The 11,237-nt window shown below is 70.7% G+C and carries 10 protein-coding genes; 6 read left to right on the top strand and 4 right to left on the bottom strand.

The features are described 5' to 3' along the window. Nucleotides 1-139 precede the first annotated feature (139 nt). Both ACWDR3_RS25810 and ACWDR3_RS25805 read right to left on the bottom strand, forming a co-directional pair. Complete coding sequence (locus ACWDR3_RS25810; protein ID WP_450354948.1) at nucleotides 140-1,657, bottom strand: hypothetical protein; 1,518 nt, start codon at nucleotides 1,655-1,657, stop codon at nucleotides 140-142. A gap of 227 nt (nucleotides 1,658-1,884) precedes the next feature. Beyond that, on the bottom strand, nucleotides 1,885-3,012 hold the full coding sequence (locus ACWDR3_RS25805) for an alpha/beta hydrolase (RefSeq protein ID WP_450354947.1): 1,128 nt from the start codon (nucleotides 3,010-3,012) through the stop codon (nucleotides 1,885-1,887). A gap of 223 nt (nucleotides 3,013-3,235) precedes the next feature. Between ACWDR3_RS25805 and ACWDR3_RS25800 the strand changes: the two genes are divergently transcribed. From ACWDR3_RS25800 to ACWDR3_RS25775, 6 genes are all read left to right on the top strand, one after another. Continuing rightward, nucleotides 3,236-5,047 carry a phosphatidylglycerol lysyltransferase domain-containing protein gene (locus tag ACWDR3_RS25800; RefSeq protein WP_450354945.1) on the top strand — a complete coding sequence of 604 codons (1,812 nt, stop codon included), beginning with the start codon at nucleotides 3,236-3,238 and terminating at the stop codon, nucleotides 5,045-5,047. Between the two features lie 198 nt (nucleotides 5,048-5,245). Beyond that, the gene (gene folP / locus ACWDR3_RS25795; RefSeq protein ID WP_401718700.1) at nucleotides 5,246-6,136 is read left to right on the top strand and encodes a dihydropteroate synthase; all 891 of its coding nucleotides are present in this window, start codon (nucleotides 5,246-5,248) and stop codon (nucleotides 6,134-6,136) included. Further along, nucleotides 6,133-6,636, top strand: a complete 504-nt coding sequence (locus ACWDR3_RS25790; protein WP_450354944.1) for a nuclear transport factor 2 family protein — start codon at nucleotides 6,133-6,135, stop codon at nucleotides 6,634-6,636. The genes folP and ACWDR3_RS25790 overlap by 4 nt, the downstream gene beginning before the upstream one ends. A 248-nt stretch (nucleotides 6,637-6,884) precedes the next feature. Beyond that, nucleotides 6,885-7,244, top strand: a complete 360-nt coding sequence (folB, locus tag ACWDR3_RS25785; protein WP_401718706.1) for a dihydroneopterin aldolase — start codon at nucleotides 6,885-6,887, stop codon at nucleotides 7,242-7,244. Beyond that, a complete protein-coding gene (folK, locus tag ACWDR3_RS25780) occupies nucleotides 7,241-7,852 on the top strand; it encodes a 2-amino-4-hydroxy-6-hydroxymethyldihydropteridine diphosphokinase (RefSeq protein WP_450354942.1) in 612 nt (203 codons plus the stop codon). Before folB ends, folK begins: the two co-directional genes overlap by 4 nt. A gap of 58 nt (nucleotides 7,853-7,910) precedes the next feature. Further along, the gene (locus ACWDR3_RS25775) at nucleotides 7,911-8,396 is read left to right on the top strand and encodes a DUF3180 domain-containing protein (protein ID WP_450354941.1); all 486 of its coding nucleotides are present in this window, start codon (nucleotides 7,911-7,913) and stop codon (nucleotides 8,394-8,396) included. Nucleotides 8,397-8,418: 22 nt separating this feature from the next. On the opposite strand, the gene folE is transcribed toward ACWDR3_RS25775, so the two are convergent. Both folE and ftsH read right to left on the bottom strand, forming a co-directional pair. Further along, the gene (folE, locus tag ACWDR3_RS25770; RefSeq protein WP_450354940.1) at nucleotides 8,419-9,024 is read right to left on the bottom strand and encodes a GTP cyclohydrolase I FolE; all 606 of its coding nucleotides are present in this window, start codon (nucleotides 9,022-9,024) and stop codon (nucleotides 8,419-8,421) included. Between the two features lie 140 nt (nucleotides 9,025-9,164). After that, nucleotides 9,165-11,204, bottom strand: coding sequence for an ATP-dependent zinc metalloprotease FtsH (gene ftsH / locus ACWDR3_RS25765; RefSeq protein WP_450354939.1), 2,040 nt, complete (start codon nucleotides 11,202-11,204; stop codon nucleotides 9,165-9,167). Between the last annotated feature and the right edge of the window lie 33 nt (nucleotides 11,205-11,237).

Raw genomic sequence — 11,237 nt, 5'->3', positions numbered from 1 at the left:
CGACGGCGAGCACGGGGTGGCCGTTGCGGCGCGCGTCGGACAGCTTCTCCAGGAGCCCCGGCACCGCCCTCGTGACGAGGACCGTGCCGGGGGCCGGGCCGGAGACCATGTCGCAGTCCGTGGACCAGGTCGCAGTCCGTCAGGAAACCGCGCTCCGAATGGTCCGCAGACCCTGAAGGTCGATGTGTTCCGTCTCGTCGTGCGCCGTCAGGTCGATCACCTGGCCGACCCCGCGCGACTGCTCGTCGGCGGGCTTGAACTCCGCCTCCGCCTCGGCCTTGTGCAGGGCGAGCGCCTCCTGGCCGACCACGTCGGCGAGGTCCTCGTTCTGCACGACGTCCAGGGCGCCGTGCGCCATCTCGCTCTTCGTGCCGAAGAAGTCGAACCCGCCCTCGACGGACGGCCGTCGCACCGGCGCCGCGGGCACCACGGCCACCGCGGTCGGCGCGACGAAGTGACCCGACGGCTGCTGCACGGGCGCGGACGGGGCGAGCCCGGCCGAAGTGGCGGCGGTCGCGCGCTCGTGCCCGTCGACCGCCTCGGGCTTCCCCTGCGCCTCGTCCTCCTGCGCCGCGGCCTCCGTACCGGGACCGGCGGTGGCCTCGGGCGCGGCGGCGGTCGGTCCGACCGCCGCGGTGGCGGCACCGGCCTTCGCCTTCACCGGCTCGCGCTTCGCGGAGCGCCGCCCCTTGGTGGGGCCGTCGTCCTTCGGGGAGCCGTCGTCCTTGGGAGACTCGTCGTCCTCGTCGGCCACCGCGTCGGCCGCGTCGCCCTGGGGAGCGTCGTCGTCCTGGGAGCCGTCCCCGGCCTCCGCGCCCGCCTCGGACTCGGCAACCTCTTCGGCCGCGACCTCTGCGACCTCGTTCTCGTCGGCCTCGTTCTCGTCGTCGGCCGCGTTCTCGTCGTCGTCCTCGGCCGTCGCCACATCGGCGTCCTTGGGAGAACTCTCGCCGTCCCCGTCGAACTTCTTCAGCGCCGCCTTCGCCCGCAGGAACAGGTGCGAGCCCTCCGGCGAGAACACCGGTGTGGCCGCCGGCCTCTCGTCGTCATCGTCGTCGAAGTCGTCATCGTCGTCGAAGCCCTCGCCGAGCTCCGCGTCCGCCGACTCGTCCGCGTCCACCGAGGCAGCCACAGCCTCGGTGTCCGCCTCGACGTTCTCGGCGTCCTCGACGGCCGGGTCGGCAGGTTCGGGCTCCGGATCCGCGGCCTCTATCTCCAGCAGGCGGCGGCCCTCCAGGGCGCTCGCGCGCTCGGTCTCGGCCGTCGCGTACCGCCGCAGCAGGGCCGCGTGCTCGTTGCGCAGGCCCGCCAGTTCCGCGCGCTTGCCCCGCAGCCGCTGCTCCAGCTTGGCGCGCAGCTCGCGCGACTCGTCGAGGTCGGTCTCCAGCTCGGCGATCCGCTCCTCGTGCCGCCAGTCGTCGCTCGCACGCGCGCGCGTGAGGTCGGCGACCTGTTTGCCCGCCTGGGCGTCCCAGCGCCGCATGACGGCCGCGCCGACGACCGCCGTGGCCGCGGCGAACGCGGCTATGACGCGGAGCACGGACGATTGTGTGAACACCCACGGCCCGAAGGCGCAGACGAGCGAGACGCCCGCTATCGCCGACGGGGGCAGCAGCCTGTGCAAGGGCGGTGAATGGCGATGACGTCCACGTGGCATGGCCAGAAACTTACCGCGCGTAGGCGAACGTTGGTGCCCCGCCCCGTAAAAACACAGCCATACCGAAACGTTCACAGGGCATCAGGAATTGCAATGCACCGAATTCACCAAGATCGACAATGCCCGAGCCCCTTGTCGAGCTGCCTCTCGACCTGCCTCTCGGCTCCCTCTCCGGCCCCTCTCGGCCCCCTCTTCGGCCCCTCTCCGACGTCTCTCCCGGCCCCTTGTCAGCGGTCGCTCAGCCGCCCGCTGATCCACTGGAGCGTCGCCGGAATCTCCCGTCGCCAGGTGTTGAAGTTGTGCCCGCCGCTTTCGAGGATGATCGACGAGATCCGGGTCAGCTTGGTCTCGCGTACGCGCTCTATGAACTTCCGTGTGTCCCGGTAGTTGGATTCCCCGATCCGGCTGCTGGTGACGAGCAGTGAAGTGTCGGGCGCGGGCTCGTGCTTGAGGAACCACCACAGGTCCGCGCGGTCGCGCAGCCGCTTGTCGCCCTGGAAGAGATCGCCGGTGGTCGGGTCGATCGGCGCCTTGTAGTACGGCGACAGGCCCGCCCCAGCCGCGTAGGAACCGGGGTGGTGCATCGCGAGCTTGAGTGCGCAGTAGCCGCCCGTGGAGTCGCCGATGATTCCCCAGGAGCCCGGTTTCGCGCCCACCCTGTAGTGCGCGAGCACGGCCTCGGGAAGGTCTTTCGCGAAGAACGTCTCGGTCTGCGGCCCGCCGGGCACGTCCACGCACTCGGTGTCCCGGGGCGGCGCGACCGTCGGCCGCATCATCACGAGGATCATCGGCTGCATACGGCCGTCCTTCGCGAGTTCCTGAGCCGTGCGCGGGTAGTGCAGCTTGTCGACGAGCGCCTTGGCGGTGCCCGGATATCCGGTCAGGACGACGGCTGCGGGAAAGGTACGCGCGCGATAGCGGGCCTGGAAGTACTCCGGCGGGAGATAGACGTACGCGGGAGTGGCGATATGGGTCGTACGCCCGACGATGTCGACCTGCTGGATCTGTCCGGCCACCTCCGGCCGCGAACCGGCCGCGCCACGCACGCGTGCCGTGTCGACCACCTCCAGGGGGCCGCCCGAGCCGCCGAGCGCCGTGTGGTCGACGACCACGCCCTGACCCTTCTCACGGCCCATCAGGTCCGCCCAGCTGGCGTAGAACCCGAAGGCCTGGTTGGCGGCGAGGGCGACGCACACGAAGAGGGCCAGCTGGGTGGCGAGGAGCAGCCCCACACGCCCGCTGACGGCCCGCCAGTTCCGCCGGGCCAGCCGCGGCCACAGCCACACCGTGCCGCCGAACAGCAGTACGGCGAACACGATCGCCGCCACCAGCACCTGATTGCTCGTCAGTCCCATGACATGCTTCCCGCCTGCGCTTTCTCCCTGGTCCCCCACTCCTTCGCGAGGGCTTGTCCGGGACTTTCCCGGGCCTTTGAACCGGCTTTGAGGAGCAGAGTGAACCTCTCCCCCTGAGACACCGTCCTAGAGGGCGCAATGTCGCCGGATGCCCGAATCGGGCCCGGATCCAAGCTCTCTCGCAGAACTACGGGATGCGATGTCTGTCAGGACAGATGAGGAAATGTCGGGCGGGGTTCCGACCCGGACACGCGGCGCGCGGCGCGTACTGAACGGTCCGCGCCCCGAGGCCGTCCCCGTCCTGGTCGCCAGAGCCTGCGCTCTCGTAGGACTTCTGGACATCGCCGCGGGCGTCTTCCCACGCTTCCGGCACAGCCGGATGCACACCCTCGCCGAGGTGCTGCCCGGCGCGCTCGGTCCGTTCGCGGCGGCCCTCTCGCTCAGCACCGGCGTCCTGTTGCTGCTGCTCGCGCACGGCCTCAGGCGCCGCAAGCGCCGGGCCTGGCGGGCCGCGGTGGCCCTGCTGCCGGCGGGCGCGGTGGCGCAGTTCACGTACCGCCACTCCCTCATCGGCGTGGTCATCTCGCTCGCGCTGCTCGCGCCGCTGCTGCGCCACCGCGACCAGTTCGCGGCCCTGCCCGACCCGCGCAGCCGCTGGCGCGCGCTGGCCAACTTCGTCCTCATGGGCGCCGGTTCCCTCGTCCTCGGGCTGGTCATCGTCAGCGTCCACCCCAGGCGCATGCTCGGCGACCCGAGCCTGGCCGATCGCATCACGCACGTCCTGTACGGCCTGTTCGGCTTCGAGGGACCGGTCGACTACGAGGGCAGCACCTCCTGGACCGTGGCCTTCTCGCTGGGCGCGCTCGGCCTGCTCACCGCGGTGACCACCATCTACCTCGCCTTCCGGCCCGAACACCCGGCCGCGCGGCTGACCGAGGCGGACGAGGCGCAGCTGCGGGTCCTGCTCGACAAGCACGGCGGCCGGGACTCCCTGGGCCACTTCGCGCTCCGCCGCGACAAGGCCGTCGTCTTCTCCCCCAGCGGCAAGGCCGCGGTGACCTACCGCGTGGTGTCCGGCGTGATGCTCGCCAGCGGCGACCCCATCGGCGACGTCGAGGCCTGGCCGGGTGCCATCGAGCGGTTCATGGACGAGGCCAGGGCGCACTCCTGGACCCCGGCCGTCATGGGCTGCTCGGAGACCGGCGGCGAGGTGTGGACCCGCGAGACCGGCCTGGACGCCCTCGAACTGGGCGACGAGGCGGTGGTGGACGTCGCGGATTTCTCCCTGGCCGGCCGCGCGATGCGCAACGTGCGACAGATGGTCAAACGCATCGAGCGCGCCGGGTACGAGACCCGGGTACGACGAGTCCGTGACGTCGGCGAGGCCGAGCTGGAGCGGATCCGGCAGGCCGCCGAGGACTGGCGCGGCACCGACACCGAACGCGGCTTCTCCATGGCCCTCGGCCGCGTCGGCGACCCCTCTGACGGCGACTGCCTGATCGCCACCGCCCACAAGAGCGACGAACACCCGGGCCCCTACGGCGACTTGAAGGCGATCCTGCACTTCGTCCCCTGGGGCACCGACGGCGTCTCCCTGGACCTGATGCGCCGCGACCGCACGGCCGACCCCGGCATGAACGAACTGCTCATCGTCGCCTCCCTGGAGGCGGCACCGAAACTCGGCATCACGCGCGTGTCCCTCAACTTCGCGATGTTCCGCGCGGCGCTCGCGCGGGGCGAGAAGATCGGCGCGGGTCCGGTGCTGCGCGCCTGGCGCGGGCTGCTGGTGTTCCTCTCCCGCTGGTTCCAGATCGAGTCCCTGTACAAGTTCAACGCCAAGTTCCGGCCCCGCTGGGAGCCGCGCTTCGTCGTCTACCGCGCCTCCGCGGACCTGCCCCGGATCGGCTTCGCCGCCATGCAGGCGGAGGGCTTCGTCAACCTCGCGCTGCCGCTGCCACGATTCCTGCGCCGCCGTCGGACGCCCGCACGCGTGTGTGCCCACGCGGTGACCGAAAGAGACGTCAGAGCGGCCTAGGGACGCGTCCCGATGCCGTCGCAGCGGCCCGAGGACCCCGCGTGACACCCCGGGACGCGTCCCGATGCCGTCCCAGCGGCCCGCGGACCCCGTGTGACACCCCGGGACAGGCCCGGGCGGAAGCCCCCCTCCAGCCCTGAGGGCCTCCGCCCGGGCCGCGGCGTCCTGCGTGCCCTGTCCTGGGCCTACGCTGAACGCATGAGCAAGCAGAGCGGACGCGGGCGCGTCGCGGGCCTACCGGAATGGGACCGCTGCGCGGTCATGGGAGTCGTGAACGTGACCCCCGACTCCTTCTCCGACGGCGGCCGCTTCTTCGACACCACGGCCGCCGTCAAGCACGGTCTCGACCTCGTCAGCGAGGGTGCCGACCTGGTCGACGTCGGCGGCGAGTCCACCCGCCCGCACGCCGCCCGCGTCGACGAGGCCGAGGAACTCAAGCGCATCATCCCCGTCGTGCGCGGCCTGGCCTCCGAGGGCGTCACCATCTCCGTCGACACCATGCGCGCCTCCGTCGCCGAGCAGGCCCTCGCCGCCGGCGCCGTCCTCGTCAACGACGTCAGCGGCGGCCTCGCCGACCCCGCGATGATCCCCGTGGTCGCCGCCGCCGGCGCCCCCTTCGTCGTCATGCACTGGCGCGGCTTCCTGGCCGGCGAGAACGTCAAGGGGGTCTACGACGACGTCGTCACCGAGGTCGTCGACGAACTGCACGCACGCGTGGAGGCCGTTTTGGCCGGCGGCGTCGCCCCCGACCGCATCGTCGTCGACCCCGGCCTCGGCTTCTCCAAGGACGCCGAACACGACCTCGTCCTCCTCGCCCACCTCGACCGCCTGCTCGGTCTCGGCCACCCCGTACTGGTCGCCGCCTCCCGCAAGCGGTTCCTCGGGCGCGTCCTGGCCGGCCCGGAGGGCGCGCCGCCGCCCGCGCGCGAGCGCGACGCGGCCACGGCCGCCGTCTCCGCGATCGCGGCGCACTCCGGCGCCTGGGCGGTCCGCGTGCACGAGGTGCGCGCGACGGCGGACGCGGTACGGGTGGCACGCGCCGTGGAAGGAGCGCGCGCCGCGCGAAACGGCGTGGAAGGAGCCCTGTGAGCGCCCCCCACACCGACGTGGAGCAGGTGGAAGCCGCCAACACCGCCTTCTACGAGGCCCTGGAGCGCGGCGACTTCGAGGACCTGTCCGCGCTCTGGCTCACCCCGTCCGACCTGGGCATCGACGAGGAGTACCACGACCCGGCCGACGCCGGAGTGGTCTCCTGCGTGCACCCCGGCTGGCCGGTGCTGACCGGCCGCGGCGAGGTCCTGCGGTCGTACGCGCTGATCATGGCGAACACCGACTACATCCAGTTCTTCCTCACCGACGTGCACGTCTCCGTCACCGGCGACACCGCCCTGGTCACCTGCACCGAGAACATCCTCAGCGGCGGCCCCGCGCCCGAGGGCAGCGAGGAGCTCGGGCCGCTCGTCGGCCAGCTCGTGGTCGCCACGAACGTGTTCCGGCGCACCCCCGAGGGCTGGAAGATGTGGTCCCACCACGCCTCTCCGGTTCTGACCGAAAACGACGAGGAAGAGGACGAGGAGACACCCTCCTGAGTGGGTAGGCGCCCCACAGGGACCAACAAGTGGTTGGAATCACGAACCCGTGGGTAGGGGCGGCTACCAACCCGTGAGCCGCCGGGTCCCCCAGGGGGAACGAGCGAGGAAACCTCCTGGCCCCGGCACCGGCCCGCACCCCGGCGGACCGGCGCTGTCAGTGCCCGCGGGTAGATTCGTTTGAGGCCGGTGTGCCGCCCGCACACGGCACGGACCGGCCGTTACCGACGACTGCAGGAGTGATTCGCGTGGATCGTGTCGCGCTGCGCGGCCTCAAGGCCCGCGGGCACCACGGGGTGTTCCCCAAGGAGCGCGAGGAGGGCCAGACCTTCATCGTGGACCTCGTCCTGGGCCTGGACACCCGACCGGCCGCGGCCGACGACGACCTGGCGAAGACCGTGCACTACGGCATCGTGGCGGAAGAGGTCGTGGCCGACGTCCAGGGGGAGCCGGTCAACCTCGTCGAGACGCTCGCCGAACGCATCGCCCAGACCTGTCTGAAGCACGACGGGGTCCAGGAGGTCGAAGTCTGCGTCCACAAGCCGGACGCGCCGATCACGGTCCCCTTCGACGACGTGACCGTCACCATCACCCGGAGCCGAGTATGACCGCGTCCTTCACCCAGGGGCACAGCGACCCGACCGTCCAGCCGGTGCCCGCCGCCGTGGTCCAGCAGGTGGACGCCGCCGACGTCACCCTCAGCAACCCCAAGCGCGCCGTGATCTCCCTCGGCGCCAACCTGGGCAACCGCCTGGAGACCCTCCAGGGCGCCATCGACGCCCTGGAGGACACCCCCGGCGTCCGCATCAAGGCCGTCTCCCCCGTCTACGAGACCGAGCCCTGGGGCGTCGAGCCCGGCAGCCAGCCCGCCTACTTCAACGCGGTCGTGCTGCTGAAGACGACCCTGCCGCCGTCCTCGCTCCTGGAGCGCGCCCACGCCGTCGAGGAGGCCTTCCACCGCGTCCGCGACGAGCACTGGGGCGCCCGCACCCTCGACGTCGACATCGTCGCCTACGCCGATGTCGTGGACGACGATCCGCAGCTCACGCTCCCGCACCCGCGCGCCCACGAGCGGGCCTTCGTCCTCGCCCCCTGGCACGACGTCGACCCGGACGCGCAGCTGCCCGGCCGCGGCACGGTCGCGGCCCTCCTGGACACCGTCACCCTCGACGGCGTGGCCGCCCGCAAGGACCTGGAACTTCACCTGCCCGAGTAGTCGTTAAGGTCAAGACGACCACAGTCCGGGATCGGTCCGGGGGAGCTGAAGGGACACCGTGAGAGAGCTGCGCATCAGGTTGCTGGCGGGCGTGTTCGTCGTCGCGGGCGTCCTGTCCTGGGCGGGTGCCCGCCTCTGGAACTCGATCGGGACCCTGCCCAGCGTCCCCCTGGCCGCCCCCATCGTGCTGGCCCTGATCGCCGTCGTCCTGATGGCCACGGCGCTCTCGATCCGCGGCCGCCTCAAGGCCCAGCGCGAGCGCCGCCCCGACGCCAAGGGCGTCGACCCCCTGATGGCGGCCCGCGCGGTCGTCTTCGGCCAGGCCAGCGCCCTGGTGGCCGCCCTGGTCTCCGGCATGTACGGCGGCACGGGAGCCTTCCTCCTGGAGCTCCTGGACACCCCCGCCCGCCGCGACCAGGCCTTCTACGCCGGCTTCTCGGTCCTCGCCGGCATCGCGGTCATAGCGGCGGCCATCTTCCTGGAACGCATCTGCAAGCTCCCGGAGGACGACGAACACAACAACGGGGCGACGTCCACGGCCTGACGAGCCTGACGCCCGCCTCGGGTCAGCGCGCCAGTATCAGGCTCATCGCCTCGGCGCGGGTCGTCGCGTCCCGGAGCTGACCGCGCACCGCCGACGTCGTGGTCTTGGCGCCCGGCTTGCGGACACCTCTCACGGACATGCACATGTGCTCGGCCTCGATGACGACGATCGCGCCCCGGGCCTCCAGAATGCGCATGAGGGAGTCAGCGATCTGCGTGGTGAGTCGTTCCTGCACCTGCGGGCGGCGGGCGAACACCTCGACGAGCCGGGCCAGCTTCGACAGGCCCGTGATCTTGCCGGTCTCCGCCGGGATGTAGCCCACGTGGGCCACGCCGTGGAACGGCAGCAGGTGATGCTCGCAGAAGCTGACGATCTCGATGTCCTTCACCAGGACCATCTCGTCGTGCCCCAGATCGAACGTGGTCGTCAGCACGTCCTCGGGCTCCTGCCAGAGCCCCGCCAGCAGCTCCCGGTAGGCCCGGGCCACCCGCCCCGGCGTCTCCTTGAGCCCCTCCCGGTCAGGATCCTCGCCGACCGCGATCAGGAGCTCGCGAACGGCGGCCTCGGCGCGCTTCTCGTCGAACTCGCCGATCGTGCCCTCGCCGTCCAGCGTCACGGGGTCGGTCATCCTGTGCCTCGTTCCTGTGCGGGTCACGCGTGTGGGTTACGCGCCTCTGTGCATACATGCGAAAAATGCCGTGCCCCTCAGGCTAGGACCTGAGGGGCACGGCATCCATTCCGGGCCGGTGGGGCCGACGGGAGCCTGGGTCAGCTCTCGGGGCGTTCCTCCGGGGCCGTCTCGGTCACCGGGGCGTGCTCCGCCGCCGTCGCCTTGGCGGTGGTGATCGCCGGCGTCGAGCCGTTGGCGCCGTTCGTCAGTGCGAGCTCCTTGGGGGAGAGCACCGGCGGACGGGTGGACGGCGTACGGCGCGAGGAGCCTGTCCAGGCGGGCCGCGGCGGGCGCTTGACGATGGTGGCGAAGACCTCGGCGATCTCCTCCTTGCCCAGCGTCTCCCGCTCGAGAAGCTGCAGGACGAGGTTGTCGAGGACGTCGCGGTTCTCGACCAGGATCTCCCAGGCCTCGTTGTGCGCGTTCTCGATGAGCTTCTTGACCTCCTCGTCCACCAGGGCGGCGACCTCTTCCGAGTAGTCGCGCTGGTGAGCCATCTCACGTCCGAGGAAGGGCTCGGTGTTGTCGCCGCCGAACTTGATCGCACCCAGACGCTCGGTCATGCCGTACTGGGTGACCATCGCGCGGGCGGTGGCCGTGGCCTTCTCGATGTCGTTCGCGGCGCCGGTGGTCGGGTCGTGGAAGACGAGCTCCTCGGCCGCACGGCCGCCCAGCATGTAGGCCAGCTGGTCCAGCATCTCGTTGCGGGTCGTGGAGTACTTGTCCTCGTCCGGCAGGACCATCGTGTAACCGAGGGCCCGGCCACGCGACAGGATGGTGATCTTGTGGACCGGGTCGGAGTTCGGGGAAGCCGCCGCGACCAGGGCGTGTCCGCCCTCGTGGTACGCGGTGATCTTCTTCTCCTTGTCCGACATGATCCGGGTCCGCTTCTGCGGGCCTGCCACCACACGGTCGATGGCCTCGTCCAGTGCGGCGTTGTCGATCAGCTTCTTGTCGCTGCGGGCGGTGAGCAGCGCGGCCTCGTTGAGGACGTTGCTCAGGTCCGCGCCGGTGAAGCCGGGGGTGCGACGGGCGACGGCCGAGAGGTCGACGTCCGGGGCGACCGGCTTGCCCTTCTGGTGGACCTTGAGGATCTCCAGACGGCCCAGCAGGTCCGGCGGGTCGACCGCGATCTGGCGGTCGAAGCGACCGGGGCGCAGCAGCGCCGGGTCGAGGATGTCGGGCCGGTTCGTCGCGGCGATGAGGATCACGCCGCCCTTGACGTCGAAGCCGTCCATCTCCACGAGCAGCTGGTTCAGCGTCTGCTCGCGCTCGTCGTGACCGCCGCCGAGGCCGGCGCCGCGATGGCGGCCGACCGCGTCGATCTCGTCGACGAAGACGATCGCCGGAGCGTTCGCCTTGGCCTGCTCGAAGAGGTCACGGACCCGGGAGGCACCGACACCGACGAACATCTCGACGAAGTCGGAACCGGAGATCGAGTAGAAGGGCACCCCGGCCTCGCCGGCGACGGCACGCGCGAGGAGCGTCTTGCCGGTGCCGGGACGGCCGTAGAGGAGAACGCCCTTGGGGATCTTGGCGCCGACGGCCTGGAACTTCGCCGGCTCCTGGAGGAACTCCTTGATCTCCTGGAGCTCCTCGACGGCCTCGTCACAGCCCGCGACGTCCGAGAAGGTCGTCTTCGGGGTGTCCTTGGTGATGAGCTTCGCCTTGGACTTGCCGAAGTTCATGACCCTGGAGCCGCCACCCTGCATCTGATTCATCAGGAACAGGAAGACGACCACGATGAGGACGAAGGGGAGCAGGGAGAGCAGGATCCCGAGGAAGGGGTTCTGCTTGGACGGCGAAACGGTGTAGCCGTCCGGGATCTGCTTGTCCTGGTACTTGGTCTGCAGCGTATTGGCGAGGTTCACGCCCTGGTCGCCGATGTAGCTCGCCTGGATCTTCGAGCTGCCGTCGACCTTTTCGCCGTCCTTGAGCTGGACCTTGATGGTCTGCTCGTCGCCGGTGGTCAGCTTGGCTTGTTCGACCTTGTTGTCATTGATCGCCTGGACGACCTGGCCGGTGTCCACCGTCTTGTAGCCGCCGGACGAGCCGACGACCTGCATCAACACGACCACGGCAAGGACGGCCAGCACGATCCACATGACCGGCCCACGGAAGTATCGCTTCACGTCCATCCATACGGAGCGAAGTCGCCCCGTCCCTCCTGC

It is taken from the genome of Streptomyces sp. NPDC001002 (assembly GCF_053599215.1).
This window is presented reverse-complemented; position numbering and strand designations above follow the sequence as displayed.

Coding starts and splice junctions, on each gene's coding strand:
- ACWDR3_RS25810 (WP_450354948.1), bottom strand. CDS start 1,657: ATGCCACGTGGACGTCATCGCCATTCACCGCCCTTGCACAGGCTGCTG.
- ACWDR3_RS25805 (WP_450354947.1), bottom strand. CDS start 3,012: ATGGGACTGACGAGCAATCAGGTGCTGGTGGCGGCGATCGTGTTCGCC.
- ACWDR3_RS25800 (WP_450354945.1), top strand. CDS start 3,236: ATGTCGGGCGGGGTTCCGACCCGGACACGCGGCGCGCGGCGCGTACTG.
- folP (WP_401718700.1), top strand. CDS start 5,246: ATGAGCAAGCAGAGCGGACGCGGGCGCGTCGCGGGCCTACCGGAATGG.
- folK (WP_450354942.1), top strand. CDS start 7,241: ATGACCGCGTCCTTCACCCAGGGGCACAGCGACCCGACCGTCCAGCCG.
- folE (WP_450354940.1), bottom strand. CDS start 9,024: ATGACCGACCCCGTGACGCTGGACGGCGAGGGCACGATCGGCGAGTTC.
- ftsH (WP_450354939.1), bottom strand. CDS start 11,204: ATGGACGTGAAGCGATACTTCCGTGGGCCGGTCATGTGGATCGTGCTG.